At 65.4% G+C, this 24,825-nt stretch carries 32 protein-coding genes and 2 pseudogenes; 26 read left to right on the top strand and 8 right to left on the bottom strand.

Annotated features, from left to right (window positions below; genetic code table 11):
• The 19 genes from C3942_RS07430 to C3942_RS07360 all read left to right on the top strand — a co-directional run bounded on the left by C3942_RS07430 (position 1) and on the right by C3942_RS07360 (position 14,689).
• Complete coding sequence (locus tag C3942_RS07430) at positions 1–942, top strand: polymorphic toxin type 44 domain-containing protein (protein WP_243393549.1); 942 nt, start codon at positions 1–3, stop codon at positions 940–942.
• Positions 939–1,364: a hypothetical protein gene (locus tag C3942_RS22010; RefSeq protein ID WP_133164257.1), complete on the top strand. Its 426-nt coding sequence runs from the start codon at positions 939–941 to the stop codon at positions 1,362–1,364. Before C3942_RS07430 ends, C3942_RS22010 begins: the two co-directional genes overlap by 4 nt.
• A 222-nt stretch (positions 1,365–1,586) precedes the next feature.
• Positions 1,587–2,063 (top strand): hypothetical protein, encoded by a 477-nt coding sequence (locus tag C3942_RS07425; RefSeq protein ID WP_104229743.1) that lies wholly within the window; start codon positions 1,587–1,589, stop codon positions 2,061–2,063.
• Between the two features lie 5 nt (positions 2,064–2,068).
• On the top strand, positions 2,069–3,013 hold the full coding sequence (locus C3942_RS07420) for a polymorphic toxin type 44 domain-containing protein (RefSeq protein WP_104229742.1): 945 nt from the start codon (positions 2,069–2,071) through the stop codon (positions 3,011–3,013).
• Positions 3,010–3,420: a hypothetical protein gene (locus C3942_RS07415; RefSeq protein WP_133164256.1), complete on the top strand. Its 411-nt coding sequence runs from the start codon at positions 3,010–3,012 to the stop codon at positions 3,418–3,420. The genes C3942_RS07420 and C3942_RS07415 overlap by 4 nt, the downstream gene beginning before the upstream one ends.
• A 273-nt stretch (positions 3,421–3,693) precedes the next feature.
• Positions 3,694–4,548 (top strand): DUF2190 family protein, encoded by an 855-nt coding sequence (locus C3942_RS07410; protein WP_104229740.1) that lies wholly within the window; start codon positions 3,694–3,696, stop codon positions 4,546–4,548.
• 58 nt (positions 4,549–4,606) lie between these two features.
• Positions 4,607–5,659 carry a hypothetical protein gene (locus C3942_RS07405; RefSeq protein WP_104229739.1) on the top strand — a complete coding sequence of 351 codons (1,053 nt, stop codon included), beginning with the start codon at positions 4,607–4,609 and terminating at the stop codon, positions 5,657–5,659.
• Entirely contained in the window at positions 5,659–6,390 is a 732-nt protein-coding gene (locus C3942_RS07400) for a hypothetical protein (RefSeq protein ID WP_104229738.1), read from the top strand. Before C3942_RS07405 ends, C3942_RS07400 begins: the two co-directional genes overlap by 1 nt.
• Positions 6,391–6,392: 2 nt before the next feature.
• The gene (locus C3942_RS07395; RefSeq protein WP_104229737.1) at positions 6,393–6,782 is read left to right on the top strand and encodes a hypothetical protein; all 390 of its coding nucleotides are present in this window, start codon (positions 6,393–6,395) and stop codon (positions 6,780–6,782) included.
• 5 nt (positions 6,783–6,787) lie between these two features.
• A complete protein-coding gene (locus C3942_RS07390) occupies positions 6,788–7,468 on the top strand; it encodes a hypothetical protein (RefSeq protein ID WP_104229736.1) in 681 nt (226 codons plus the stop codon).
• A gap of 93 nt (positions 7,469–7,561) precedes the next feature.
• Positions 7,562–8,020 (top strand): hypothetical protein, encoded by a 459-nt coding sequence (locus C3942_RS07385; protein WP_104229735.1) that lies wholly within the window; start codon positions 7,562–7,564, stop codon positions 8,018–8,020.
• On the top strand, positions 8,017–8,295 hold the full coding sequence (locus tag C3942_RS07380) for a bacteriocin (protein WP_104229734.1): 279 nt from the start codon (positions 8,017–8,019) through the stop codon (positions 8,293–8,295). The genes C3942_RS07385 and C3942_RS07380 overlap by 4 nt, the downstream gene beginning before the upstream one ends.
• Positions 8,296–8,305: 10 nt before the next feature.
• The gene (locus C3942_RS07375) at positions 8,306–8,845 is read left to right on the top strand and encodes a hypothetical protein (RefSeq protein WP_104229733.1); all 540 of its coding nucleotides are present in this window, start codon (positions 8,306–8,308) and stop codon (positions 8,843–8,845) included.
• The gene (locus tag C3942_RS07370; protein WP_104229732.1) at positions 8,842–9,228 is read left to right on the top strand and encodes a hypothetical protein; all 387 of its coding nucleotides are present in this window, start codon (positions 8,842–8,844) and stop codon (positions 9,226–9,228) included. The genes C3942_RS07375 and C3942_RS07370 overlap by 4 nt, the downstream gene beginning before the upstream one ends.
• Entirely contained in the window at positions 9,225–10,997 is a 1,773-nt protein-coding gene (locus C3942_RS22005; protein WP_133164255.1) for a DEAD/DEAH box helicase family protein, read from the top strand. The genes C3942_RS07370 and C3942_RS22005 overlap by 4 nt, the downstream gene beginning before the upstream one ends.
• A 53-nt stretch (positions 10,998–11,050) precedes the next feature.
• Positions 11,051–11,260, top strand: coding sequence for a hypothetical protein (locus tag C3942_RS22000; protein WP_133164254.1), 210 nt, complete (start codon positions 11,051–11,053; stop codon positions 11,258–11,260).
• A 94-nt stretch (positions 11,261–11,354) separates the two neighbouring features.
• Positions 11,355–12,167, top strand: a complete 813-nt coding sequence (locus C3942_RS21995; protein ID WP_133164253.1) for a zeta toxin family protein — start codon at positions 11,355–11,357, stop codon at positions 12,165–12,167.
• A 387-nt stretch (positions 12,168–12,554) separates the two neighbouring features.
• Positions 12,555–14,201: a phosphoethanolamine transferase gene (locus C3942_RS07365; RefSeq protein ID WP_165797367.1), complete on the top strand. Its 1,647-nt coding sequence runs from the start codon at positions 12,555–12,557 to the stop codon at positions 14,199–14,201.
• Positions 14,202–14,476: 275 nt separating this feature from the next.
• Positions 14,477–14,689, top strand: coding sequence for a hypothetical protein (locus tag C3942_RS07360; RefSeq protein WP_104229730.1), 213 nt, complete (start codon positions 14,477–14,479; stop codon positions 14,687–14,689).
• Positions 14,690–14,784: 95 nt separating this feature from the next.
• Here C3942_RS07360 and C3942_RS07355 read toward each other — a convergent pair whose 3' ends face one another.
• A complete protein-coding gene (locus tag C3942_RS07355; protein ID WP_104229729.1) occupies positions 14,785–14,991 on the bottom strand; it encodes a hypothetical protein in 207 nt (68 codons plus the stop codon).
• A 194-nt stretch (positions 14,992–15,185) separates the two neighbouring features.
• Here C3942_RS07355 and C3942_RS07350 point away from each other — a divergent pair, with 194 nt between their 5' ends.
• The 5 genes from C3942_RS07350 (at position 15,186) to C3942_RS07330 (ending at position 19,459) form a co-directional block, all read left to right on the top strand.
• A complete protein-coding gene (locus tag C3942_RS07350) occupies positions 15,186–17,252 on the top strand; it encodes a PAS domain-containing sensor histidine kinase (RefSeq protein ID WP_104229728.1) in 2,067 nt (688 codons plus the stop codon).
• Positions 17,224–17,649, top strand: a complete 426-nt coding sequence (locus tag C3942_RS07345; protein ID WP_104229727.1) for a response regulator — start codon at positions 17,224–17,226, stop codon at positions 17,647–17,649. Before C3942_RS07350 ends, C3942_RS07345 begins: the two co-directional genes overlap by 29 nt.
• Before the next feature lie 12 nt (positions 17,650–17,661).
• Complete coding sequence (locus C3942_RS07340; protein ID WP_104229726.1) at positions 17,662–17,955, top strand: hypothetical protein; 294 nt, start codon at positions 17,662–17,664, stop codon at positions 17,953–17,955.
• A gap of 218 nt (positions 17,956–18,173) precedes the next feature.
• Complete coding sequence (locus C3942_RS07335; protein WP_133164252.1) at positions 18,174–18,449, top strand: hypothetical protein; 276 nt, start codon at positions 18,174–18,176, stop codon at positions 18,447–18,449.
• Positions 18,450–18,505: 56 nt separating this feature from the next.
• Complete coding sequence (locus C3942_RS07330; protein ID WP_133164251.1) at positions 18,506–19,459, top strand: hypothetical protein; 954 nt, start codon at positions 18,506–18,508, stop codon at positions 19,457–19,459.
• A gap of 67 nt (positions 19,460–19,526) precedes the next feature.
• On the opposite strand, the gene C3942_RS07325 is transcribed toward C3942_RS07330, so the two are convergent.
• The 4 genes from C3942_RS07325 to C3942_RS07310 all read right to left on the bottom strand — a co-directional run bounded on the left by C3942_RS07325 (position 19,527) and on the right by C3942_RS07310 (position 21,394).
• Complete coding sequence (locus C3942_RS07325) at positions 19,527–19,910, bottom strand: nuclear transport factor 2 family protein (protein ID WP_104229723.1); 384 nt, start codon at positions 19,908–19,910, stop codon at positions 19,527–19,529.
• Between the two features lie 54 nt (positions 19,911–19,964).
• On the bottom strand, positions 19,965–20,183 hold the full coding sequence (locus C3942_RS07320) for a DUF4287 domain-containing protein (protein WP_104229722.1): 219 nt from the start codon (positions 20,181–20,183) through the stop codon (positions 19,965–19,967).
• Positions 20,180–20,593 carry a DoxX family protein gene (locus C3942_RS07315; protein WP_207766008.1) on the bottom strand — a complete coding sequence of 138 codons (414 nt, stop codon included), beginning with the start codon at positions 20,591–20,593 and terminating at the stop codon, positions 20,180–20,182. Before C3942_RS07315 ends, C3942_RS07320 begins: the two co-directional genes overlap by 4 nt.
• A 93-nt stretch (positions 20,594–20,686) precedes the next feature.
• Positions 20,687–21,394, bottom strand: a complete 708-nt coding sequence (locus tag C3942_RS07310; RefSeq protein ID WP_133164250.1) for a helix-turn-helix domain-containing protein — start codon at positions 21,392–21,394, stop codon at positions 20,687–20,689.
• Positions 21,395–21,737: 343 nt separating this feature from the next.
• Here C3942_RS07310 and C3942_RS22930 point away from each other — a divergent pair.
• Positions 21,738–22,136: pseudogene (locus C3942_RS22930) on the top strand (DUF1801 domain-containing protein); the annotation flags it as partial.
• Positions 22,137–22,244: 108 nt separating this feature from the next.
• Complete coding sequence (locus C3942_RS22925) at positions 22,245–22,568, top strand: DUF1801 domain-containing protein (protein ID WP_366516600.1); 324 nt, start codon at positions 22,245–22,247, stop codon at positions 22,566–22,568.
• Positions 22,569–22,575: 7 nt separating this feature from the next.
• On the opposite strand, the pseudogene C3942_RS22920 reads toward C3942_RS22925, so the two are convergent.
• The 3 genes and pseudogenes from C3942_RS22920 to C3942_RS07295 form a co-directional block, all read right to left on the bottom strand.
• Positions 22,576–22,707, bottom strand: a pseudogene (locus C3942_RS22920) (FAD-dependent oxidoreductase); the annotation flags it as partial.
• A gap of 89 nt (positions 22,708–22,796) precedes the next feature.
• Positions 22,797–23,810 (bottom strand): phytanoyl-CoA dioxygenase family protein, encoded by a 1,014-nt coding sequence (locus tag C3942_RS07300; RefSeq protein ID WP_104229720.1) that lies wholly within the window; start codon positions 23,808–23,810, stop codon positions 22,797–22,799.
• Positions 23,811–24,050: 240 nt separating this feature from the next.
• Positions 24,051–24,779, bottom strand: coding sequence for a TetR/AcrR family transcriptional regulator (locus C3942_RS07295; protein WP_104229719.1), 729 nt, complete (start codon positions 24,777–24,779; stop codon positions 24,051–24,053).
• Positions 24,780–24,825: the final 46 nt, after the last annotated feature.

Here is a 24,825-nt window from a genome sequence, read left to right as displayed (position 1 = left end):
ATGCCGAACACGAAAGATCAGAGCGAGACCAACTTCCTCAAGGACTTTCTTCATGGGTACGACTTTGCCTTGAATTTGCAGGAATCCAAAAGCACCGACGAGGGTGCCCTGACGGAACGTCCACATAGCCCCGCCTCCAAGACGGCGCTCAGGGGGATCGATCGGAAAGCTGCACAGGATTTGCACAATTCTGTGCAAGGCGGCAACAAAAGATCGAAAGCACTGATGCAGAATATTGAGAAAGGATTGGTCCAACAGCGAGAAGGGGACGCTGGATATCAATGGTGGAAGGATGAGAGAACCTTCAGGATGCCATCTCGTGATGGAGTGTTCTCAGAGGCCACGGCCTACATACATGAGGAAATGATGAGAAACGCCGAGTCTCCCGATCTTGCCTACATGCGGGGCAGGAATGCCAAGGGAGGCTTGCTGGCCGAAGGTGACAGCCTCCTGAGATTCGGCTTGAAAGTAAGAGGGGAAGGACCTTGGGATCACAAAAACACCTTGCGATGGGGTATCCCCAATCCCGGGCAAGTGCATCGGTTCAAGGGTACGTCGGCAGAGTGGTTCTACAATCCTGATGACGATTCAAGATACTTCTTTGATGTCTTCTCCAACATCCACTACGGGTACGTCGGCCTGGCTGCAGGGTATCCCGAAGATGTTCTTCTGGATGCCGCAGGATTTGCCCAAGGCCGATCGGAGGCGGGCAATAAGCGAGCCGAGGCATTTCGGCGTGGGCATCCAATACAGAATGGCGGGCATACTGCGTATCGAGGCATCGCCTGGGGTCATAGAGGGTGGGATGATCCGCCAGATCAGGCAGCGGTCCTGCTGGGAATGCATCTCTACAAGAATTATGGCAGCGACCTCACAAAGGAAGACCTGGATTTCGAGCTTCGGAACTGGGCAGGTATTCAAAAGATGAGGAGCGAGCGATGAGGAAAAAGGTAAAAAAAGCCATTGTGATATTGACATTGTCCACAATGGTTTTGGTTCTTGGTTTTGTCTTTCTTCCAGGCGGCGAAGTTCCACCTGTAGAGCAGGATGTCCAGAGGCTAAGGATTGCCATCTCGTCGATGGACGTAGGAAATTGTCGGATGGATAAACAGCGTCGCGGCATTTCGAACCCGAATGACGAAGACGATATGGCGTCGATGATGCACTCCCGCTCGATTACGCAGATTTCCATGCGCTGCGGTGAAACAAGAGTAGATGCAACTGTCGCGACCTACAGGGCTCGCTTTAGCCCGCTTTGGCGGGAAAAGGGATTGACGCAATGTGGCGAGGGATACTGCCAGAAAGCCTGGGCTTCCGGCAGGCAGCTCTTTATCGTGACTACTACCGAAAAGGTGACTAATTAATACAGAGTCGCCTGTTGCAAAGAGAAAGTTCAAAGCGCTGAGCACAGCGCTGCTGATTGCGCGGGCCTGCAGCGCCAAGCGCAGCGTCGCCCACCTCAAGGACGTGGGCATCGTCTACGCCTCGCCGGACGGACTGGTGGCCATCAACGGCCAGGGCGCGCGCTGCTGCTGACGGAGGGCCTGCTGACGCGCGAGCAATGGCAGGCCCTGAACCCGGCCTCCATGCTGGGCGTGGCGCATGACGACCGCTACTTCGGCTTCTACGAGAAGACAGGCGGCGAGCGCGGCGGCTTCATCCTGGACGCGCGCAACGGCGGCTTCGGCCTGGTCTTCACCGACCTCTGGGCCCAGGCCGCCTACAGCGACCCGCTGACCGACCGCCTGCTGCTGGTGATGGGCAACCAGGTCTGGCAGTGGGAGGGCGGCAGCACGCGCCGACCCTACCGCTGGCGCTCGCGCCTGTTCCAGCTACCGCGCCCCACGGCCTTCGGCTGTGCCCAGGTGCGGGCGGCGGACTACGAGGACCTGCAGCTCACCCTGTACGCGGACAGCGCCCCCTGGCTGACCCGCGCCGTCACCTCCGCCATGGAGTTCGTGCTGCCGGACCGCTTGGCGCAGGCCAGCCTGGAGATCGAGCTGGCGGGCACCTCAAGGGTGCAGTCGGTGGAGGTGGCGGAGGAGATGGAGGAGCTGGAGTGAATGCCATGACGAACACGAAAGATCAGAGCGAGACCAACTTCCTGGGGGATTTCCTACGTGGCTACGACTTCGCCCTGGATTTGCAGGAATCCCCAAACACTGCCGTGGACGATGGTACCAAGCCTGCGCATGCACCTGGAGCTAGGACGGCTCTCAGGGGACTCGATCTGAATGTTGTGCAGGATTTGCACAATTCTGCGCAAGCCGGCAACAAAAGATCGAAAGCATTGATGCAGAATATTCAGAAGGGTTTGGCCCAACAGCGTAATGGGGACTCTGGCTATCAATGGTGGAAAGACACTAGGACATTCCGGGTGCCAGAGCCGCCTGATGGTGTGTTCGGGGAGGCAGCCTCGTATATCTACGAGGAGATGATGCGGAACTCGAGGTCAACCGCGCTTGTTGGAATACGCCGACTGAATGAGCCAGGAACCTTTGTTGGCGAGGCCGAAGGCCTCCTCAGATTCAGGCGAAAGGTGAAGGGCAATGGTCCTTGGGACCATAAAAGAACACTAAGGCGGGGTGGAGAAAACAAGGGACAGACTCATCCCTTCAAAGGAACCTCGGCGAAATGGTTCTACTCTCCGGATTCAAATGATCGATACCTGTTCGACGTCTTCTCCAATATCCACTATGGATACGTTGGAATGGCAGCAGGGTATCCGGAAGATGTATTGCTGGACGCCGCGGGGCATGTGCAAGCTTGGTCCGAGGAAGGTGGCAGGAGAGTTCAGGAGTTTCGAGAACATCATCCTGAGCCCAAGGATCGTCACACCGCCTATTTGAGAATGGGATGGGGAGAAAGAGGTTGGGATGACCCGGCCGACCAGGCTGCCGTCCGATTGGGTATGCATCTGTACGGGCAGTACGGTAGCGATCTGACATTGGACGACCTGAAGTTTGAGATGCAGCACTGGAACGGCATAAACAAGGTCAAGAGGATTCCATGAATAAGAAGAGGGCAGTTGCAATGGCAGTCCTGATAGGACTGGGGCTTTTGCTTTTGTGGGGTCTCATGCCGAGTAGCGATACACCATCCGCCGAGCAGGATGTCGAAAGGCTTCTCCTGTCGATGCAGGAGTCCTCGCTGGAGAACTGTCGGTTGGATGCACAGCGCCGGGAAATTCCTGATCCCAATGACAGCGATGATATGGAATCCATGGGATTTGCAAGGATGAATACTCATGTTTCCATGATCTGCACGAATGGTAGGATCAATGGGAACGCCTCTACCTACAGGACCCGGTTGGGTGCCTTGTGGAACTCCTTTGGGCTGACGCAGTGCGGGGTGGACTATTGTCAGGAGGCATGGGCTTCTGGAAGACAAGCCTTCACCGTCACCACGATCCGCTTTTGAGACGTTCCACGATTGATCCCAAGAGCATGAAGTAAGTGTAGGTTGGGCTGAGCGCAGCGATGCCCAACGACTTTGTCCGCAGGCGTTGGGCATCGCTGCGCTCAGCCCAACCTGCGAACCGCGATTGATCCTGCGTGTCAGCATTGTCGCATCGCTGATTTAGTTCTCCGGCCGTCTGGCCGATTCTTCAATTCAAACACCAAGCCCGGCTCGCCCGCGAGCCCGGGAGGCTCGCGCCTGCGCGCCGCCTTTTCCCGCCACACCGGAGCCTTCATGACCTCACGCACCCCCGCGATCCACACGCCGCGCGAGTTCGGCAGCGAGGCCGGCATCCGCGCGGCCCGCGCCGCGGTGGACGCGATTCGCATCCGCCTGGAGCGGCTGGAATCCTCCCTGGACGCTTCCGGCGAGGCGCGGGAGCGGCAGCGGCGGGCGCTGCTGGAGGCCATCGGCCGCGTGCCCAGGACGGTGGACGTGCCGGCGCCGGCGGAGGCCGCGCGCCTGCGCGTGGTGGCGGCGCAGCCGCTGGAGCCGGGGCAGGTGCTGGCCTACGGCGCGGCGGGCGCGGTGCCGGCGGACACCGGCAACCCGGTGCATGCGGCGGCGCTGCTGGGCGTGGCCATCACGCGGCCGGAAGCGGGCCTGGTGGCGGTGGCCACGGAAGGCCAGGCACTGGACTGCGAGACCTGGGCCTGGACGCCGGGCGACGTGCTCTACGCGGCGCCCGGCGGAGGCCTGGCCACCCTGCCGGGCAGCGGGCAATGGCAGCGCCGCATCGGCGTGGCGCTGGATGGCGACCGTGTGCTGGTGCTGCCGGGCGAGCCGCTGCTGACACCGGGCGGAGGGCGCTTGCTGCAGCTGCGCGCGGATGGCCGCGTGGAGGCGGCGGCCATTCCCTACCGCACGGATCGCTACACGGTGACGCCGGCCATGCTCGCGGCGCGCCGCGTGAGCCTGAGCGATGCGCCGGCGGATCCGCTGGCGGTGGAGCTGTGCGTGCACCACGGCATCGAGCAGAAGCCGGGCGTGGATTTCTCGATATCCGGAGCCGAGCTGTCCTGGGACGGCCTGGCGCTGGAGCTGCTGCTGGAGAGCGGCGACAGCTTTTCCGTGCGGTACCTCACCTGAATCCCAGCGCTGAATCGCAAACCTGACCCCAACAACCCCTCACACACAAGGAGCAACCATGTCGCAACTGAAGCGGAAGTTCATCGAGGACAACGCCGTCAACGGCGCCAAGATCCGCCTGGACAACAACGAGATGCTGCGTGGCCGCAACGCGGCCAACACGGCGGACATCGACATCCTCAAGCTGACCTCGGCGAACGAGCTGGAGCTGCAGGCGCAGCCCAAGGCCGCGGCGGCGCTGCCGATGCCCAGCGCCGAGAAGGACTACGTGACCGTGGAATACGTGCAGAACGTGATCAACGGCAAGCAGGACCCGAAGGAGGCGGTGGACGTGCTGGCCATGGCGCCGCTGGTGCTGTCCGGCGCGACGCCGCTGCTGGTGGACGGCCGCACGATCCAGGACGGTGACGCCATCGGCCTGCTGGCGCAGGTGGCCCCGGCCGAGAACGGCGTCTACGTGGCGGAGGTGGTGGGCGGCAGCTACACGCTGGCGCGCCGCGCGGACTTCGACGAGGACGCGGAGGTGTCCAAGGGCGCGTACTTCCCCGTGACCAACGGCACGCAGTACGCCGGCTACCAGGTGATCCTGACCACGGAGAACCCGATCACGGTGGGCGTCACACCTCTGAGCTTCGTGGCGTATCCGTCGGTACTGTCGATCGAGGCCGGCGACATGCTGGCCAAGGTGGGCAACACGCTGTCGGTGGACCTTGCGGCGCTCTCCGGACTGGAGTCCACCAACCCCGGCAACGGCAGCGGCCAGCTGCGCGTGAAGACCGACAGCGCGCCGGCGGAGAAGGACCAGACCACGCGGCGCGATCCGGTCAGCGGCGCCACGGTGGCGAAGAAGTCGCGGCGCCAGGCGGTGACGCTGTCGCCCACCGACATCTCCAACCAGTACGTGGACCTGCCGGACGTGGCGGCGCAGGACTCGGTGCGCCTGGCGGTGGCCGGTGCCGGCGCGCAGTTCGAGGGTGACGACTTCACGGTGAACTACACCGGCGGCGCCAGCAGCAAGACGCGCCTGGGTTTCGCCGGCGGGCTGGCCACCGCGGGTGTGTCGGCGCTGGTGGCGGGCGACAAGATCGCCGTCTACTACCGGGCGTTCTGATGGCCACGCTCAAGTATCGCTTCGTGGAGCCGCTGCCGGCGCTGGCGGCGCAGAACGCGCCGGTGCTGCCCGGCGACGGGCTGCAGGCCATCGTCGGCAAGCTGCAGGGGCAGATCACGCAGTTCGCCGCCTACCCGCGTCTGTTCGCGGACAACGCCGGCAACGCCGCCGCCAAGAACTGGACGGTGCCGGCCGGCGTGTACGCGCTGAGGTTCCGCCTGATCGGCCCCGGCGCGAGCGGCGCGGTGGGTCAGGGCAGCGGGCCGCGCTCGGGCGGTGGCGGCGGCGGTGCCGGTGCGCTGTGCGAGGGCACGCTGCGCGTGAACCCCGGCCAGGTGATCGCCTACCGCATCCCGCCCGGCGGCTCGGCGGCCACGGCCTGGCTGCTGGCCGAGACCGGCGACGCGCGCATCGTGGCCGGTGCCGGCGCGGCCGGCACGGCGGCGGGCCTGGGCGGCAGTGGCGGCAGTGCGGCGGTGGGCGCCGACCATGCCGCGGGCGTGATCGGCCTGCCGGGGCGCAACGGGCGCGGCGGCTTCTCCGCCACGCTGGCGCTCACCATCCATGATGACGGCGGCGATGGCGCCGATACGCCGCTGGGGGCTGGCGGGCGCGGCGGCAAGGATGCCAACGGCGGCGCCGCCACCGGCTACGGCGCGGGCGGCGGCGGATGCCCCGCCGGCAACACGCCGGGCGCCGGAGCCGCGGCGGCGCTGCTGCTGGAGTACTGAGCATGGCACTCCAAGCTGCCGACATCCGCCGCGAATGGCCGCGCATCCGCGGCGCGGTGGCCGCGATCCTCGCCGGAGACGACGAGACGCCGGAGGAGGTCTACGCGGAGTGCCGCTTCGGCCACGCGCAGCTCTACACCTGCCCCGAGGGCTTCGTGGTGCTGAAGAAGTACCGGCGCGAGGACAACGGCCGCCCGGAGTTGCTGCTGTGGCTGGCGCAGGGCGCCGGCGGCGGCCTGACGCCGCGCTACCTGCCGCAACTGGAGCAGATCGCCCGCGACGTGGGCGCGGCGACGCTGGCCTTGCGCACCCGCCGCCGCGGCTTCGAGCGCCTGCTGGACCCGCGCTGGCGGCTGCGCGCGGTGGAATACCAACTCGATATCCAGGAGTGAATCACATGGGAAGCAAACCCAAGGCGCCCGGCGAGACCGCCGAGCAGAAAGAGATGGCCGCCATCGCGGCCGAGTCCTACGACGACTGGCGCGAGCGCTGGCTGCCGCTGCAGCAGAGCTTTTTCGAGGACACGATGGACGTGGCGCCGCGCCGGCGCCAGGCGCTGGACACCGCCGCCACCGACTACGCCCAGGCCTTCGGCCGCGCGCAGCAGGGCCTGGAGAGCCGGCTCTTCGGCAGCGGCGCGGCGCCCGGCTCCGGGCGCTATGCGATGGGCCTGGCCGGCTTCGCCAACGACCGTGCGCAGGCCCTGGGCCAGGGCATGGCGGCCCTGGACGCACTGATCGACGACCAGTACGCCCAAGGCCTGCAGGCGCTGATCGATATCGGCCGCGGCGAGCGCACGCAGGCGCTGCAGGGCCTGTCGGAGGCGGCGGACCTGGCGCAGCGCCGCTCGCTGGCCGATGCGCAGAACGCCTTCCAGGGCCGCGCCGCGATGCAGGACGCCATCGGCTCGGCGGCGGGCATGGCGGCGGCGTATGGATTGCGGGGCAAGGCGACGCCGGCCGGCGGTTCGCCCTCGTCGCTGTCCACCTACGGCAGCTTCGACGCGATTGCCGACGGTTCGATGACGCCCGATTTCGGAACGATGTCGCTGCAGCCGGGTTCGCGGTACGGGTTCTGACGGATTCGCCCGCGCCGCTTGCTTCTGCCTTGTCGCCTCTCCCCTTGGGAGAGGCCGGATTTTCGCATTCATTCACCCTGACCAGGAGTTTCCATGTTCACCATCCCCGCCTCCCTGGAGGCTCCCGATGCGCAGCCGAGCTATCGCAACGCACTGGGCATTTCCAGCCGCGACAAGCACTACGCCAGCAAGACGCAGGCCGCCATCCGACGCGCCGACTTCGAGCGCTACAAGCAGCACATCCGCCCGATCGAGGACCGGCTGACCTGGATGTACGACAACCCGGAACTGCGCGCCAACGGCGTGCAGTCTGCGCGCGACGCGGTGGCGCGCAGCTTCCGCCAGGGCGGCCAGGCGCTGCGCGAGCGCCTGGCGGGCCAGGGCCTGGCCTTGTCGCCGCAGCAGCAGGCTGCCATGGCGCGTCGGGAGGACCTGGCCCAGGGTCTGGCGGACGCCAACGCCGCCAACCGTGCCAACCGTGCCTTCGACCAGCGCAATGCGCGGATCATGACCGGCGGCGCTCCGCGCTACGGCCTGGGAGGTGGGCAATGAGCGGTTTGCTCGGCACGGCCATGGCCGCCAAGAACGAGACCGGCCAGCTCTGGGGCGCGGCGGCGAACCGCGAGGAATCGCTGAACGCCGCACGCAGCGCCTTCAAGGCGGCGGAGGACCAGCAGCGTGCGCAGATGGTGGGCACCGGTGCCGGCATCGGCGCGGCGGTTGGGCTCGGCTCCGCCGCTGTGGGCGCGAAGCTGGGCATGGCGGCAGGACCCGTCGGTGCCCTGGTCGGCGCCGGCGCCGGCCTGCTGATCGACGCATTGTTCTGAAGGAGAACCCATGAAAGACACGAAAGCACAACGCGCCGCCGAGTTCCTGCGCAGCGACTTCGCCGCTCAGTTCGACGACCCGGCGTTCCGCCGCGCCGCGCTGCGCTACGACGCCGCCGTCAACGATGGTGGCGACACGGCGGGCCTGACGGGCGCGGAGCTGTACGCCTTTGCCAACCGCCTGTTCGCCCGCGAGCTGCGCCAGGGCCTGGGCGAGCGCCTGCGCGACGGCGGCGTCGTCACCGCCAAGCGCCTGGTCGCGGCCTACCTGGACGGCGACGCGGTGATCCTGGAACTGGACATCCGTGCCCGCCGCCCGGACGGCAGCGAGTACGACTACCGCGCCCCGGTGACGCGCGGCCGCACGTCCGCCGACACCGACGAGGTGCTGCGTCTCCCGCTGCGCCGCCTGCGCGACCGCCTGCGCGGCGCGGCGATGCTGGCCGTCGGCATCGAGCGGGCGGGAGGCCGTGACCGGGTGCTGGGTTTGCTCCAGAGCCCCGCGCCGCGGACCACCGCTTTGCGCGGGCTGCAGGGAGGTGCCCGATGAGCCGCGGCGGCTTTCGCGCCGCCGGATTCATGGATGGCTTCATGAACGGCTTCGACTTCGTGGACCGGCTGCAGCGGGCGGACGAGGAGCGTAATGAGCGGCGCGAGCGCACCGCGGTGGAGGATGCGCGTTGGCAGCAGGCATATGGCCTGCGCCTGCAGGCGCAGGAAGACGAACAAGCAGGTTCCCTGACCGCCAGCGAGAGGCGGCAGTGGAATGTGGCCAGCCTCGATGATCACCTTGAAGCGATCGGAGAACGGCGGAGGATACGGCGAGAACAGTTGCCATTCCCGAGATTCGGCCTCTCCATGAACCCGCCTGAATCAGATGGGTACTTTGGTTCAGGGTATCTGGGTGGCACCTGGGAAGATCGACTGCCATGAATGCCTTGGGCCAAGATGCTGTGCCAGAGACGGCGCCCGGCGGCGATGCATGGATCGCGCGGAAATTCCAAAGCTTGGGTAAAAGTGGCCTGGACGAATCCCGCGAACGATCCACGCTGCGAGGGCTCGGATTATCGGGCTTGGCCATGCTGGGCCAGATGAAGTTCCTCGGCGAGCAGATAGTCGCGGAGCCGGGAAAGGCAGTCACCGGGTCTCTGGATTCGATGCTGTCGATGGGAATGGCATCGCCAGCACTGCTGACTGCGCGGGCGCTTGCGGGGCCGCGCAGCTTTGCAAGCGGGGCTCCGGTCTCGGACATGGCGCGAAGGTTGTCGCCAACCTTCTACAACCATCGGAATGAAGCGGCACAGCGCTATGCAGACGAGACCCGCGGCGAACTCGCCAAGCTGAATCAGCGCATACAAGCCGATCGCCCAAGGGGAGCGCTTGCAGGATTCACATATGATCTCGGAACAGCAGGTGTCCAGATGGTACCTGCTGTTGGTGTAGGTCTTGCCTTGCGAAGTCCTCGATTGGCAGCCACTACGATGATGCTGCCGGCGGCAGGAGGTTTGGTCGCAGATGGCATGGACAAGGACTTGGGATCTGAGGGTGCTTTTCGTCGCGCGGCGCCAGTTGTGGCCGCGCAATCTGTTCTCAATAGGCCGCTCGCCGCACTGCTGACGTTACCTGCAAAGAAGATTCTCTCGTCTGGTGCGTTGCCGAAAGGCATGCAGAGTCTCGCTCGCTCGAAGGGTGGGCGAGTGGGTGCTGCCATGGGGATTTCCGCAACTGAGGGTTCTGTTTCCCAGTCGTTGATCGAGGCTTACGACGCAGGAGTGCTGGACGAAGAAATAAATTTGAAAGACGCGTTGTCACGCATTGGATATGCCGGGCTTATTGGAAGCGCGTCCGTGTTGCCATTTTCCGCCGTGAGGTTGGCGGTGGATTCCAGAAAATCCAAGAATCCGCCTTTAACCGCACCAGCCGTCGATGTTCCGTCCACGGATGCGCCAGTGCCACAAAGTCCTGGGCAAGCCATCGAGATTGCCGGCGGAGATCAGGCGGCCGATTTGCTGAATCAATATCGGGCGATGGCAATTAAGTTGACCGGAAATTCCAACTACATCAGTACAGATCTGGCCAAGGAGTTGTTTCCCGAGTATGCGGCGTCTCGGGATTCTCGCACTAGGAACTCAATGGCGGTCCAGAACAGGGCTTCAGAGATAAAAAATGCGGCGTGGAAGGATACGCTGGCTCAGCCAGTAACTTCAGAGACGGATACTGTCGTATTCATGGCGGGCGGCACCGGCGCCGGAAAGACAACCTCGGCTCCGCATGCTGGCATCGTATATGACGGCAACTTGGCATCCGTGAAGTCAGCCCGCACAGGCATTGATGCGGCGTTGGGCTCTGGTCGTAAGGTTAGGATCGTGTACGTATACCGAGATCCTGTGGATGCTTATCTTAAAGGCGTGATTCCCCGTGCAATGAGCATGGGGCGAATCGCTCCTACTGATATCCATGCCAGCACCCATATTGGATCGATGATAACGATAAAAGCATTGAACAGGCGCTACAAGGGAAGGCCTGACGTTAGCATTGAAGGCATCATCCCGGAGGGACTGCCGCCTAGCTACGATAAACTGCTGGCGAGGCTTAACGAGCTCGTTGAGGCTGAATACGAGGATGGAAGAATCTCCCCCCTCATCTATTCGCAGGCACTTGCGAGAGGGAGACCTCAGCCGTCCTTGCCACAAAACGACTAGAGGAAGGCCGTGTGGATTTGAGATGAAGCCAGTCACACGACTATAATTCAGGCATGGACAACAATGAACCAGAGACAGGAGTCAATGTCGAGCCCGATGGGCGGCGATGGTGGGTTCCTCGGTTGAAGAAGGCCGCAGATGGTGCTTACCTCGATGCCTCCGGGCGGCCATTCCCTCCAGAGGAGCAAGCCTGGATGCGCGAGTATGAAAAGAGCTTGCATGATCCTTCCCGTTATTTGAAACCTGTCGATAAGATGTTCTGAAACCCCGCACTTGGCGGGGTTTATTTTTTGACTGAGGTATCTGAATGGAGCGTATGTGACGCCAATCACTGGGCGGTGTCATATCCGAATCAATATGAATGCCGATGTGATATCTGACAGCGAACCGGACTATTCTGAAGATGGCTATGCAAAGCCTCTAGGTAGAGCGGCGGATCTCGACGCTTTGGTTAGGGAAAACATCGAGACCTTCATCGAGCGGTATCGGCAGAAGGCCCTCGATATGACTGGGAATCCCTACTATCTGAATGCAGATATTGCAAAGGAAATTTTTGTAGAGTATTCCGCTTCATCGAAGGATAGAACCAGGAATTCGGTGATTGTTCAGGCCGCCTCCACACGCATCAAGGAAGCGGCCTTTCATGTCCTCTTGGAGCAGTCATCCGGAGATGCCGGCGAAGAGCTGGTTTTCATGGCCGGAGGAACCGGAGCAGGGAAGTCAACCCTTGCGCCATCATCAGGCTTTGTTTACGACGGGAACCTTGCATCCATTCGCGGAGCGCGACGAAAGATCGATGCAGCACTGGCGTTTGGCCGTCGAGTAAAAATCATCTATGTCTATCGCGATCCATTTAGCGCTTACCTCGACGGCGTTTTGCCACGGGCTCTGAGGTATGGGCGTATCGTTCCATCGGATGTCCATGTAAGTACGCACGTGGGCGCTTTCATTACCTTCAAGGCACTGCGGCGTTATTACAAGAAGACTCTGGATGTCACTCTGATCGGTTTTGCTCCTCCCGGTCCACCACCCGACATCAGTGTGCTAAAAGCACAACTGGATGACGCAATTCGGCAAGAACTGGATCAGGGGCGAATCTCGATGCAGATGGCGAGTCAGATGTTACAGAGTGGCAGAAGTGCCGAGACTTTGCCCGCCAATCTAGGCTAATCGACCAGAATCCTCAGTCTTCAGTAAAGCGCCTGACTCGTTTGTATATCGAGCCAGCGTCCTCGGTCCTCAGTGAAGTGCCTGACCCGCTTGCAGAGGGCCCCGTCGTCCCGTTCACATAGCGCGGAGCATTGCCCCGCTTTCCGCACAGGCAGCCTCGCCGGGAACCTCGCCCTGGCATCGGCCGGGCGGTGACATTGCGGTGACATTGCGCTAACCGGCTGATGACGGTCCGATTGATAGTTTTCAGGCTCCCGTACTGTTGCCGGAGCCTGAATGCCCCCGCCGTCCGAGCCTGCGCCGTCGCAGGCTGTTCCTACCGCTGCCCGCCAGGATTCGCCTGCCCAGCCCCGGTTTCTTCCGCTTGCCTGGCTGCGATTGCCGGCGGTGGGACCCAATACGCTGCTGATGCTGGTGGTGGCCTACCTGGCGCTGACCCAGAACCTGTCTTTCTTCCGTGCGGTGGCGGCGTCGCTGCCGGCCCCGGCGGGGCCGCAGGAGTGGCGCATCATGGGCAGCGTGGCGGTGGCCCTGGTGGTGCTGCTGGGGCTGGCGCTGGCGCCGCTGGCCTGGCGGCGCACGTTGAAGCCGGCGCTGGTGGTCTTCCTGGTGACGGCGGCGGTGTGCAGCTACTTCATGGACCGCTTCGGCACGGTGATCGACCGCTCCATGCTGGTGAACGTGGCGCGCACGGACCGGCACGAGGCGGGGGACCTGCTGCAGTTCAGCCTGTTCCTGCACGTGGCCTTGCAGGGACTGCTGCCGGCCCTGCTGGTGATGCGCTGGCCGCTGCGCTGGGAAGGTGCCGGGACGGAGCTGTTGCGGCGCTTGATGCTGGTGGGGGCGCTGATCGTGATGCTGCTCGGGGTGTTCCTGCCGCACCAGCATGAGCTGATGATCTGGGGGCGCATTCACCGCGACGTGCGCGTCTACGTGAACCCCACCTTTCCGCTGCACGCGGTGAAGCGCTATGTGCAGGACATCCTGCCCAAGGGGCCGCGGTTGCCGCCGCAGCCCATCGCGACCGATGCGGTGCGCAGCACGGCGGTTTCGAGCCGGCCGCTGCTGGTGGTGCTGGTGGTGGGCGAGACCACGCGTGCGGCCAATTTCCAGCTCAATGGCTACGGGCGCGAGACGACGCCGCGGCTGGCGAAGATCCCTGGCCTGGTGAACTTCCCCAACGTCAGCGCCTGCGGCACCTATACGGCGGAGTCGGTGCCCTGCATGTTCTCCATCGACGATCGCGGGGTCTTCAGCCGCGGGCGGGAGGAGAAGCAGGAAAACCTGGTGGACCTGCTCAAGCGCGTCGGAGTGAAGATCGGCTGGCTCGACAACGATTCAGGCTGCCAGAACGTCTGCAAGCGGGTGGGCATGGTGTCGCTGGATGCGACGGAGGACCCGCTGCTCTGCGAGAACGGCGAGTGCCGCGACGGCATCCTGCTGCGCGATCTGCCGCAGCAGTTCCCCGGCGTGGGGGCGAAGCTGCTGGTGCTGCACACCAAGGGCAGCCACGGGCCGGCCTACTACAAGCGCTATCCGGAGTCGGCGCGTGCCTTCACGCCGGACTGCCGCGATGCCAACGTGCAGCGCTGCACGCGCGAGGAGCTGGTCAACGCCTACGACAACACGATCGTCTACATCGACCAGGTGCTGTCCGACCTGGTGGCGAAGCTGGAGGCGCAGCAGGGGCGGATGGATTCGGTGATGATCTATGTGTCGGACCACGGCGAGAGCCTGGGCGAGAACGGCACCTACCTGCACGGCCTGCCCTGGAAGCTGGCGCCGGAGGAGCAGCGGCAGGTGCCGATGGTGGCCTGGTTCTCGCGCGGGGCGCCGCAGGCGCTGGGCCTGGACCTGGGCTGCGTCGGGCAGGCGGCGGCGTTGCCGCGCACGCACGACGATGTCTTCTCGACGATGCTGGGCCTGTTCTCGGTGAGGACGCGGGCCTACGAGGTGAAGGAGGACCTGTTCGGCGCCTGCCGCCGGCCGGCGATGGCGGACGGCGAGGGCCGGGCGGCAGGCGCCGAGGGCTGAATCAGGGCGCAGGCCCCGGCGCATGCGACGCTGGCCACCGGCATCCGGGGCCGGCGCTCGCTGAAATCTTCATTCCATTCAGACGCCTGTCTGTCGGCCGCCAAAGCAGAGGCGCCCGGGCGGGTGGATTCTGCCGGTCCTGCGCCCCCGGCCCGTTTCTTGCCCGGGAGGCACCCTGCCGCCCGGGACATGCAAATGTCATCTGGCGGGCGTACCCTCCTGCGGCCGCTGTCCTGCCGGCCGGCGCTTGCTGTGCACCATAGGAGGTTCGCGTCATGGAAACCCGGTCCATCCGCCTCGGCACTCCCCAGCTTGAACTGCTGGAGAAGATTTCCCATGCCGGCGCCCTGCCGCTGGACGATCTGCAACTGGACGACGTGATGGCCCTGGGCGGACTGAGCCTGATCTCGCTGGATGCCGGCGCGGTGCGCGTGACGCCGCGCGGCAGCCGCTTCCTGGCCTACAGCCTGGAAAGCGCGACGCACTAGGGCGTTGGGCGGCCTGCTGCGGGCCGCCTTTTCCTCGGGAGCCTTGCGGGAACATCCGGCCCTTCCGCGCCCGGCGGCGGGGGGCCGTGCGCGTCTCAGGTGATGCCGCTCATGAACAGCGCCACCAGGATGCCGAACAGGACGAGGATCACGGCGGCAAACGACTTGAGCAGGCCGATCTCGAACAGCGTGGAGACGGCCCAGGTCAGGGCCAGGGCCAGGGCGAGCACGGACAGGATGATGGTGCCGGTGTTCTTGCGCCCGGGTTCGCTCCGGGCGGGGGGATTCTGGTTGGGGTCCATCCTGTGCTCCTGGCGTCACCCGGCCGCCGATGCCGGAGTGGCCGGCGGGCTCGGCGCCAGACTAAGGTCCGCCCGGGGCGGCGCGCAAATGCGCAGTGCTGCAAGTTGTGACGCAAGACCGCTGATTCCTGGCGGATTTTGCGTAAGATGGCCTCTACGCCGGCGCCTCGACCGGCGACAGAGGAGAGTGCGGGATGGCGGTGGCGGCTGGCCTGGAGGTTCGCCCGCGCGGCGAGCGCCACGTGCGCGCGCAGCCGCCCCTGCGCCAGCTGGCCTACTACTCCCAGTTCCTCTACCGCGCGATCTTCGCCGGGCTGCTGTTCTTCTATGTCAGCGCGCTGGGCCTGGCGCCGGGCTTCCTGGACCGGGTGGGCATCGCCATCGCCATGGTGATCTACATCCTGGCGGTGGTGCTGATCATGGTGCTGGCGGGCGGGCAGCGCCTGACGCCGCGACTGCAGCGCGCGATCATCGGCATCGATCTCTGCGCCATGGTGATCGGCGTGCCGCACGACCCGCTGCCGGGCATGCCGACGCTGCTGGTGTTCTACCTGTCCTACGCCGACCTGGGCCTGCGCAACCAGTACCGGCACTACGTCGAGGCCCTGCTGGCCGGCGCCGTCGGCGGGGCGCTGATGCTGTTCCTGCGGGCGCACTACACCGCCGGCGGGCTCTACCCGGCGGACCTCTGGCAGGCGCTGATGCTGACCATCATCGTGCTGCATGGCCTGCAGATCTTCTCCGGGCGCGATCGCGCGCTGAAGCTGGCGCGCGCCACGCAGGAGCGCCTGCAGCTGGCCCTGGATTCGCCGGGCCTGGGGGCCTGGTCCACCAGCGATCCGCTGGTGGAACTGAAGGTGGACGGGCACATCCAGTCGGTGCTGGGACTGGACGGCGAGCGTTTCTCGGACCGCATGGCGGACTACATTTCCTGCATGCACGAGGAGGACCGGCCGCGCGTGGTGGAGCGCTATACGCGCTTCGTGAAGTTCGGCGGCAGCGACTACGAGGACGAGTATCGCGTGCTGCGGCCCAACGGCGAGGTCCGCTACATCAGCTCGCGCGGCAAGGCCGAGCGCGGTCACCTGGGCCAGGCGGTGAGCATCGCCGGCATCGTCTGGGATCTCACCGACCAGCGGCGCCAGCAGGAGCGGATGGCGCGCATGGAGGAGCGTTATCGCGTGGCCACCAGTTCCGCGCGCATCGCGGTGTGGGTCTGGCACTGCCAGGAGGACCGGCTGGAGTATGACGACGCGATCAGCAGCTTCCTGCCGCCGGGCCAGCAGCCGCAGGCGCTGAAGTTCTCCCTGGTGCTCAAGCTGGTGCACCCGGAGGACCGCGAGGGGTTCTCCCGGCGCATCCACGCCGCGCTGGAGGGGACGCAGGAGAACTACTTCGACGAGGTGCGCATCCGACTGCCGGACGGCCGCATCCGCGTGATCCAGTGCCGCGCGACGATCCTGCGCGACGAGCGCGGGCGGGCGCTGCGCATGGCCGGGGCCAACTGGGACGCCACCCGCCTGGCGCAGGCGCGCGAGGAGCTGGAGCGCTCCAACCGCGAGCTGGACGACTTCACCTACACCGCCTCGCACGATCTCAAGGAGCCCTTGCGCGGCATCGCCAGCTTCGCCCAATACCTGCAGCAGGACTACGCCGAGCGCCTGGACGACGAGGGGCGCCTGATGATCCAGAAGATCCGCGACCAGGCGCGGCGCATGGAGACGCTGATCGCGGAACTGCTGCATATCTCGCGCATGAGCCGCGGCGGCATGGCGCGCGAGGACACCGACCTCAACGCCGTGCTGCACGATATCCTGGAATCGCTGGACTTCAGCCTGAAGGAGAAGGCGGTGGACCTGCGGATACCGCGGCCGCTGCCGCGCGCCCACTGCGACCGCATCCGCGTGGGCGAGCTGTTCCGCAACCTGATCACCAACGCCATCAAGTACAACGACAAGACGGATCGCTGGATCGAGATCGGCTGCGAGGTGATCAACCTGGACCGCGTGTTCTACGTGCGCGACAACGGCATCGGCATCAAGCCGGAGCATCATGCGCGCGTTTTCTCGCTGTTCGAGCGCCTGCACAAGCGCGATGCCTACGGCGGCGGCACCGGCGTGGGGCTGACCATCGTGCAGAAGATCGTGCAGCTGCACGGCGGCCGCATCTGGATCGAATCCCGGCCCGGAGAGGGCACCACCTTCCACTTCACGCTACCGGAGAGGAACCTCCATGAACAAGAGCAAGATGCCCGAGCATAGTTTCCTGGTGGTGGACGACAACCCGGACGATTTCTTTGCGGTGAGGCGCGGCCTGCAGAAGGCCGGCGTGAAGAATCCGCTGCTGCACTGCGAGTCGGGCGAGGAGGCGCTGGAGCAGCTGCGCGCCGCGGCGGCGGCAAGCGGCCTGCCGGCGCTGGTGCTGCTGGACGTCAACATGCCCGGCATGAAGGGGGCCGAGGTGCTGGCGACGATCCGCGCGGATTCCGCGATGGCGGGGCTGCCGGTGATCATGCTGACTTCCTCCGACGACGACCGCGACGTGCACGCGGCCTTCAAGGGCCACGCCAGCGGCTACCTGAACAAGCCGCTGGAGGTCGAGGCGCTGGAGCGGGCGCTGGAGCGGCTGCGGGGGGTGAAGGTGGAGTTGCTGCGCTAGCACGCTTTCGCCGTGCGCAAGCTCCTGTACACGCTCCTGTTCCTGGCGAGCGCGGCGGTCGCGGGATACCTCCATGCGTTGCTGCTGGGCCACGCCGGATGGAGCCGCTCGACCAACTTCCTGGTGTCCTTCGGGCTGGCCGCGGCGATGCTGCCGGCGGCTGTCCTGGAGGAGCGGGTCCTGTGGCGGGGGTATTTCCTGGCCGGCGAGGCGGCCAGGAATCCACGGGTCCATTTCCGCATGGCGCCGCCTCCGGTCGCGATGGGAATCGCCGGCGGGATACTGTCGTTCCTGGGGTGGTCGTGAGCGGGAGTGCCGCGCCGGCGGCAGGCCTTTTTTGGGGGGCGCCGCCGGGAACGCGCAATCCGGGGGGGCGGCTGCAACCCCCTTAACGGGTGGGTCCTGCGGCCGTAGTCTGGCGGCGCCTGCCGGTGGCAGAATGGCCGGCGGACGCCAGGGGCTGTGCCCCGGGTCCATTGCTGTCATGTCACGCGGATTGCCGCAACCGAGCCCTGGGGAAAATGATGAAGCACGCTTTGCTGGCGGTAGTGATCGGACTGGCTTCGACCGCTGCCTTTGCGCACTCCGAGACGAAGACGTTCACCTACTCGGGCGACAATGACGTCAGGGCCTGCGCGGGCGCCAAGAGCAGCGCCCAGCAGTGGGCCAGCACCCAGGTCGGATTTCCCCAGTACTATCCGTATGCCTGGAAGCCCACCAGTGTCCAGTATTCGAACTGCAGCTGTGCACAGACGGGCAGCGGGTCGGACTGCTCCGTCGACGCGACGTTGTCGAATTGATTGCATCCAGGCGCAAGCGCCCATCTTCTACGAGGCTCCAGGGAGCTATGCGCCACATGAATGCCAGACTGCTTGCGGCCGGCCTGCTCGTCATGGCGGCAGGACCCGCTCATTCCCAGAGCATCCTGCAGCTGGCCGGCACGACGTACGAGAATACCTTCACCGAGCCCGACGATACCGAGGACCTGCGGCTCTGCGAGGTCCGCAAGAGCCAGCGCCGGGAAATCCGGGTGTCCGAAGGGGCGCGGGCGGATCTCACCGTCACCACGGAATCCACGGCGATCTTCGATTCCAGCACCGCGCGCTCCCAGTCGCTCCTGAATACCGTCGGCAACTACTACGCGATGAAGAACGGCGGCAGGGCGAAGGAAGGCTATTCGATCACCGAGGCCCGGGAGGCCTGCGAGGAGTTCGACTATAGCGAGAGGGTGACGTCGGAGGTGTCGTTCGACTCGGGTTCGATGCGCTTCTCCCAGACCATCACCAGCGGGGAACAGGCCGGGTCCACCCAGGACGGACGTTTCCAGATACTCGATTCCGGCAGGAAGCTGGTCATGAACTACGATGAAGGGACCAAGCGGATCTACGACGTGAAGGGCAGGGTCCAGGTCGGGAACATGCCGGCGTCGGCCTATGAGTACCTGATTCCGGACCGGACGCCCGACATCGTGTTGTCCTGCTCGCCGGTTTCCGTCCGCCAGTCCACCTACAACACGACCAACTCGCACGGCGGCAACAGTTCAAGCAACTACAGCAGCGGCTCCAGCGGCACGAACTACAACAATTCTTCGACAACCTCGGGGAGCTGCGAGGACAAGGGCTGGCAGAACCGCAAGATCGCCATCAGGATCTGGCAAGGCGAACAGCGCTGCGAGGGCTATGCCTGCGACATCAATGCCGCGGCATTCCAATGGCGCGGCAACCGGGTCGACAGGATGACGGGCCAGACCGAGGTGGGCTGCTACGTCTACCAGTGCGAGAAGGCGGCGACGGCCCAGCCGAAGTTCTGAAGCGCCTGTCCGGCGGTGCAGTGCCGGCGGCGCAACGCCGCAAGCGGGCCTGTCTGGCCATGCTGGCTCAGGCGTCGGGGTGGCGCCGCGCGATGCCCTGGGCCGGGTCGTAGAAGAACGTTTCCTCGACGATCCGCTCTCCCTCCCAGCGCTGGTAGGCCAGCTCTTCCAGATGGCTGCTGCCGCCATCCAGCCATTGGAAATCGAAGGTCCAGTGGATGACCACCCGGTCACCGTTCTGGAAGACCGGTTTCACGCATCTCGAGCGGACGGCTCTCGCACGGGCCAGGGTCTTCCGCTCTGCGGCGATCAGGGTATCGCGCCCGACTCGCGGAGGGGCCTGGTTCTCCCGCATCGATGCATGGCTCGCATAGAACTCCTCGATGGCCTCGGCGTGCGCGTTCTGCTCCACGCGTTCAATGAATCGCCGCAGGGTTTCAGCGGATGGCATCAGCGGCCTCGTCGGTGGCGGTCACGGCAGGGTCCCTGTGATCTGCGCCGGTTCTCAGCCCCTGCGTCCCTTGAGAACGGCGACAATCGCCATGGAGTGTCCATGGCCCAGGCCGAAGTCGGCCTTGAGCCACCTGACGATGTCCCCGGCCTTCACGCCCGCTCGAAGCCGGCCGTCTTCCATGAAACCCTGGCGGGCGGCCAGTGCCTTGAAGTCGGCGGCGCTCTTGCCCGTCTTGGCCTCGATGTTGTCGAGATACGCCTGGAAGGTCATGGCTGGGCTCCGGGCAGGAGCAGGGCACGCAGCTGCGGATTGCGGATCAGCAGGCCGCCCCAGACGAAAAGGCCCACGTAGAGGCCGAAGAGAACGTGGGAGAAGAGCGGGTTGCCGAGGCGGAGATGGGCGGCGATGGCACCGCCCAGGTAGCCGGTGAGCAGGACGGCTCCGATCGCTGCCGTCCTGGGATGGGCATAGAGCAGGGTGCAGAAGAGCAGGAGCATCCCCAGGCCCCGGGCCAGCGCGACGCCGCCATTGAAGCCGAGATCCTTCATCGCCTCCATGACGGGGGCGGCGGGAACCAGCTTCATGGCGGCGTCCAGGAGCAGGAAGGCGATCGCCAGGACGCTGAGTGCGCGTCCCGCCCAAATCCATCCCGAAGAACCCGGGAGGGCCTCGATGGTCATGTGTCATTCCCTGGTGAGGGTCCGGCGCGAGCTCCGATCGGGATCGATCGGTCTTCCATCGCGCCGGCCCGTTGCAGAGGAAAGGCTACGCAATCACCGATCTTCCGGATTGTATAAAAGCGACAGGCTCGCGCCGCCGCGATGGATCTGCCCCGGCGTCTGGCCGACGAAGCGGGCGAGGGACCGGGTCATGTGGGCCTGGTCGACATAGCCCAGCTCGTAGGCGACGTCTGTCGCGGGCCGTCCCTGCAGCAGCAGGAGGGTTGCGCTGCGGGCCCGCTCGATCTGCCGGATGGCGACCCGGGTCAGGCCGGTGACCCTCCGGAACCGCCGCTCCTCGGTGCGTCTTGAAAGCCCCTGCCGCTGGTCCAGCAGGACGGCCCGGACGTGCGGATCGGTGACGATCAGCCCGCGGCCGACCAGCCGTTTCACGAAGCTGTCGATGTTGTCGAAGCTGGGGTATTCCCAGGCCGAGCCATCCAGGGCAAAGGTCTTTCCGGACAGGCCCGGAAGCTGCAGGTCGTTCCGGTCGCGACGGGTGGCGGTGGCGAGCAGGGGCATGCAGGTGCCGACCTTGAACTGGACGCCCACCCATTCGCCTTCCGCGGGGCATTGGGCGATCGAGGCCATCGTTTCAGGGCCCCGGACGGTCAGGAAAGTCTCGCCGCGCAGGCGGGTGACGACCATGCCCCAGTTGGGACTGGCCATGGACTGGAACGGTCCGCCGCGGTCGCTGTGGCTGCGCCACACCCGGTCGACTACCGGCGAATCCGATGCCCTGTCTTCGAAGGTGATGAGCAAGCTCGCGTCTACCGGGTTCTGACCGACTTGGACGATTATCACCGCTCCCGAAGCCCGTCAACATGCGCCGGCCATGCTTTTCGAGGGTACGGCCGCCCCGGATGCCTGCCGTGGATGGCAGGAGCGGGCCGGATGGAACGGGAGTGGTCCTGCTGCGCTAGGCTTGCAGCCCGGATGGCGGGCCAGCCGGGCCCGGGCAGCAGGAGAAAGGATCGTGGCAGCCAAACCAGGGAAGGGTCGCTCCGCACGGAGCGTGAAGGCGTCCGCCGCGAAGGCGGATGCCCCTGCGGTCAGGAAGCCGAAGGCCCGCGCGGCCGCCGCGGCGCCTGCCGCGAACCGTGACATGAAGCTCAAGCCGGGCCAGGCCGCCGGCACGGACGCGTCGCGGCTGATCGACGGGCGGATCGCGGAACTGGGCGGCTGGCGCGGCGAGGCCCTGGCCCGCATGCGCAAGCTGATCCTGGAAGCGCTGCCCGGTGTCGCCGAGGAGTGGAAATGGATGGGCACGCCGGTGTGGTCCCACGGCGGCATCCTCTGCACCGGCGAGTCCTACAAGCAGGTGGTGAAGCTGACCTTCGCCAAGGGCGCGAGCCTGCCGGATCCCAAGGGCCTGTTCAATGCCAGCCTGGAGGGCAACACGCGCCGGGCGATCGACATCCGCGAGGGCGAGAAGCCGGACGCCGCGGCCTTCAAGGCGCTGGTGAAGGCTGCGGCGGCGCAGAACGCAGCAACGGCGAAGAAGGCGAAGCCGTCGGCGAAACAGGCCGGGCCGGTGAAGCTGCTGTCGGGCGGCAATCCGCAGATCGCCAAGGCGGACGGCGACGCGCCGGTGCAGGCCTACATCGACGCGATGCCGGGCTGGAAGAGCGCCCTGGGCAAGCGCCTGGACGCGCTGATCGTGAAGGCGGTGCCGGGGGTGCGCAAGGCGGTGAAATGGAATTCGCCGTTCTACGGTGTCCAGGGGCAGGGCTGGTTCCTGTCCTTCCACGTGCTGACGCGCTACGTGAAGGTGACCTTCTTCAAGGGCGCGGCGTTGCAGCCGCCGCCGCCCGGCGCGACCGAGCGCAGCGGCGAGTCACGCTGGATCGACCTCCACGAGGGCGACCGGCTCGACGAGGCGCAGATGACGGCCTGGGTGAAGCAGGCCGCGGCAAGGCCTGGATGGGTGCCATAGCGCGCCGCTAGCTGCGGGCTTCAGATGCCCTGCGGCGGGCCCCGATCTCGTCGGCCGCCCTTTCTCCGGAGGAGATCGTGCCGTCGATGCAGGCGGTCCAGCGCGCGGCAGTCCCGGCGCCGGCCCAGTGGTTGCGCCCGCAGCGCGGGGCCGCAGGGCATCAGCGTGCCGGGCCCCATATGGAATGGCCGGAGGCCGCAGCCACGGCCGCCACGATGATTTTGCCCTTCACCTGATCTGTTCCCTGGAGCCGGCCGGGTCTCCGGAGAGTGCCTTGGGCTGAGTCCAGGTCTGCTTGAGCTGTTGCGCTTGTATGCCGCGCGTCTTCATGGTCATGGAGGACATGAAGTTGTGCCAGCCCGAGGCCAGGACCCGGCCGAACGCCGGACTTTCCGGCAGACGCCTGGCCAAGCGCTCCGTGGGCTCGTGTGCCGGCAGGATGCGCGGGAAGGCAGCACCCTGCAGGCCCCCGCCTACCGTCGATGAGTGGCGGTAATGAATCGGCATGCGCTTGCGGGTGGGGGCATAGACCACGTCGTCGCCCGTCCAGCGCAGCGCCAGTGCGCGCCTACGCCGCGTGCGGTGCATGTTGCCGTGGCTGCCGTGCAGCGTCAGCGGGTGGAACATCAGGATGTCGCCCGGCTCCATCACCCAGTCGAGCAATTCGTACCGCTCCGGGTTGGCATTGATGTCCGGTATATCGTCCATCTTCTCGTCGATGATGGCGGCGACGTAGTCCGGCGAGATCGCCTTGAAGCGCTGGGGCCAGCGATGGGAGCCCCGCACGTACATCAGGCCGCTGCTCTCGCGCGTGACCGGATCCAGGGGAATCCAGAACGACGTGATCTGCTCGCCCCGAATCGGCCAGAAGGAAAGATCCTGATGCCAGGGTGTCGGGGCGTCGGTACCCGGCTCCTTCACGAACATCTGGTCGTAGAAGAAGCGCACTTCGTTGGAGCCCATCAACTGCTGCGCCCAATGCGCAAAGGGGCCGTAGTAGATGGCGTCGCGCAGTTCGTCGATGCGCTTCCACAGGAAGATATCCATCTGGTAGCCGCGGGTCTTGCGCGACATGAAGCGTCCGACCATCGACATCTCGTCGCGGGCGCGCTCGACACCGGCTTCGATCAGCTTCACCCAGTTGGGGTCGATCGCGCCCTTGATCATCACGACGCCATCCTCGTGGTAGCGGGTGATTTCCTCAGTCGTGAGGATGCGATTCGGCATGACGGAGAAACTCATGATGTCCTCCCTGCGGGGGCGGTTCTTGAAGTGACATGACAAGTTAATCGTAACTGATATTAATGTCAAATAAAGAACCGGTGAAGGCTGCGCCCTGCTCGAGCGGGAGAGAGATCCATCCGGAGTGTGTTCGCTGCGGCCCGGCTGGACGGTAGGCCGCCCCCGGGGGGTGTCCACTGCTCCGTCTTGCGGAGGGGCGCCTTCGCCAAGCCCTCCGTGAGGCCGGGAGCGCTGCTGGCCTCAGGGCGAGGGCAATGGCAACCGGGCGATGGCTGCCGCTTCGCGCTCCGGGATGCCCAGGGAAACGAGGGCCAGGGTCGCGGCGCGCTCAGGGATATTGTCGGTTTCAAGCCCCATCTTCCGCAGCTGCTCGCTCAGCGGGCCGCGAAGCGAACTCGCCTCCGCATTGGCCGCAATGGCACCCAAGACCATGCTGCCAACACCGACGAAGCTCATCAGCAGATCAGGCGATTTGAATCGTTTCTTGGCGACGCCCTTGAGGATGTCGCGCAAGAGGAACTGCCCCAAGCCGCGGCTGAGTACCCGGGCCGAGTAGCCTTCCCGGACCAGGAACTTGCCCCAGGTGGGCTCCTTGCGGGCGCGCAGGATCGTGAACCGGATGCAGTGCGATACCATGACGGCCGAATCGTCGATGCCCGTCGTCAGCTCGTCGAGGTGCTTGGCGAAGTCCTCGAACACGGTGTTCATCAGGGCGTCGTAGATCGCTTCCTTGGACTCGAAGTGGTTGTAGAACGAGCCGAATCCGACGTCCGCCTCCTCGGTGATCTCGTTGATGGCGACGCCGTCCATGCCGCGCTCGGCCATCAGGCGAAAGGCGGCATCCAGCAGCTTGGTGCGTGTTTCACGCCGGCGCCGCGCGCCGCGCGGTTCCTTTTCGGCGACAACCTCGGTTTTCTTCCCGGCGGCCGGTTTGGCGGCCTTCGATTTCGGGGCGGATGTCTTCGGCATGGAAAGGCTCGTATGGGGCACGGGTTCTAGTCTGATAATTATGTCA

It is taken from the genome of Solimonas fluminis (genome assembly GCF_002930645.1).
GTDB classification, from domain to species: domain Bacteria; phylum Pseudomonadota; class Gammaproteobacteria; order Nevskiales; family Nevskiaceae; genus Solimonas_A; species Solimonas_A fluminis.
The sequence above is the reverse complement of the archived record's forward strand: the minus strand, read 5'-3'. Positions and strand labels throughout refer to the sequence as shown.

Coding starts and splice junctions, on each gene's coding strand:
- C3942_RS07430 (WP_243393549.1), top strand. CDS start 1: ATGCCGAACACGAAAGATCAGAGCGAGACCAACTTCCTCAAGGACTTT.
- C3942_RS22010 (WP_133164257.1), top strand. CDS start 939: ATGAGGAAAAAGGTAAAAAAAGCCATTGTGATATTGACATTGTCCACA.
- C3942_RS07425 (WP_104229743.1), top strand. CDS start 1,587: ATGCTGGGCGTGGCGCATGACGACCGCTACTTCGGCTTCTACGAGAAG.
- C3942_RS07420 (WP_104229742.1), top strand. CDS start 2,069: ATGACGAACACGAAAGATCAGAGCGAGACCAACTTCCTGGGGGATTTC.
- C3942_RS07415 (WP_133164256.1), top strand. CDS start 3,010: ATGAATAAGAAGAGGGCAGTTGCAATGGCAGTCCTGATAGGACTGGGG.
- C3942_RS07410 (WP_104229740.1), top strand. CDS start 3,694: ATGACCTCACGCACCCCCGCGATCCACACGCCGCGCGAGTTCGGCAGC.
- C3942_RS07405 (WP_104229739.1), top strand. CDS start 4,607: ATGTCGCAACTGAAGCGGAAGTTCATCGAGGACAACGCCGTCAACGGC.
- C3942_RS07400 (WP_104229738.1), top strand. CDS start 5,659: ATGGCCACGCTCAAGTATCGCTTCGTGGAGCCGCTGCCGGCGCTGGCG.
- C3942_RS07395 (WP_104229737.1), top strand. CDS start 6,393: ATGGCACTCCAAGCTGCCGACATCCGCCGCGAATGGCCGCGCATCCGC.
- C3942_RS07390 (WP_104229736.1), top strand. CDS start 6,788: ATGGGAAGCAAACCCAAGGCGCCCGGCGAGACCGCCGAGCAGAAAGAG.
- C3942_RS07385 (WP_104229735.1), top strand. CDS start 7,562: ATGTTCACCATCCCCGCCTCCCTGGAGGCTCCCGATGCGCAGCCGAGC.
- C3942_RS07380 (WP_104229734.1), top strand. CDS start 8,017: ATGAGCGGTTTGCTCGGCACGGCCATGGCCGCCAAGAACGAGACCGGC.
- C3942_RS07375 (WP_104229733.1), top strand. CDS start 8,306: ATGAAAGACACGAAAGCACAACGCGCCGCCGAGTTCCTGCGCAGCGAC.
- C3942_RS07370 (WP_104229732.1), top strand. CDS start 8,842: ATGAGCCGCGGCGGCTTTCGCGCCGCCGGATTCATGGATGGCTTCATG.
- C3942_RS22005 (WP_133164255.1), top strand. CDS start 9,225: ATGAATGCCTTGGGCCAAGATGCTGTGCCAGAGACGGCGCCCGGCGGC.
- C3942_RS22000 (WP_133164254.1), top strand. CDS start 11,051: ATGGACAACAATGAACCAGAGACAGGAGTCAATGTCGAGCCCGATGGG.
- C3942_RS21995 (WP_133164253.1), top strand. CDS start 11,355: ATGAATGCCGATGTGATATCTGACAGCGAACCGGACTATTCTGAAGAT.
- C3942_RS07360 (WP_104229730.1), top strand. CDS start 14,477: ATGGAAACCCGGTCCATCCGCCTCGGCACTCCCCAGCTTGAACTGCTG.
- C3942_RS07355 (WP_104229729.1), bottom strand. CDS start 14,991: ATGGACCCCAACCAGAATCCCCCCGCCCGGAGCGAACCCGGGCGCAAG.
- C3942_RS07350 (WP_104229728.1), top strand. CDS start 15,186: ATGGCGGTGGCGGCTGGCCTGGAGGTTCGCCCGCGCGGCGAGCGCCAC.
- C3942_RS07345 (WP_104229727.1), top strand. CDS start 17,224: ATGAACAAGAGCAAGATGCCCGAGCATAGTTTCCTGGTGGTGGACGAC.
- C3942_RS07335 (WP_133164252.1), top strand. CDS start 18,174: ATGAAGCACGCTTTGCTGGCGGTAGTGATCGGACTGGCTTCGACCGCT.
- C3942_RS07330 (WP_133164251.1), top strand. CDS start 18,506: ATGAATGCCAGACTGCTTGCGGCCGGCCTGCTCGTCATGGCGGCAGGA.
- C3942_RS07325 (WP_104229723.1), bottom strand. CDS start 19,910: ATGCCATCCGCTGAAACCCTGCGGCGATTCATTGAACGCGTGGAGCAG.
- C3942_RS07320 (WP_104229722.1), bottom strand. CDS start 20,183: ATGACCTTCCAGGCGTATCTCGACAACATCGAGGCCAAGACGGGCAAG.
- C3942_RS07315 (WP_207766008.1), bottom strand. CDS start 20,593: ATGACCATCGAGGCCCTCCCGGGTTCTTCGGGATGGATTTGGGCGGGA.
- C3942_RS22925 (WP_366516600.1), top strand. CDS start 22,245: ATGCCGGGCTGGAAGAGCGCCCTGGGCAAGCGCCTGGACGCGCTGATC.
- C3942_RS07300 (WP_104229720.1), bottom strand. CDS start 23,810: ATGAGTTTCTCCGTCATGCCGAATCGCATCCTCACGACTGAGGAAATC.
- C3942_RS07295 (WP_104229719.1), bottom strand. CDS start 24,779: ATGCCGAAGACATCCGCCCCGAAATCGAAGGCCGCCAAACCGGCCGCC.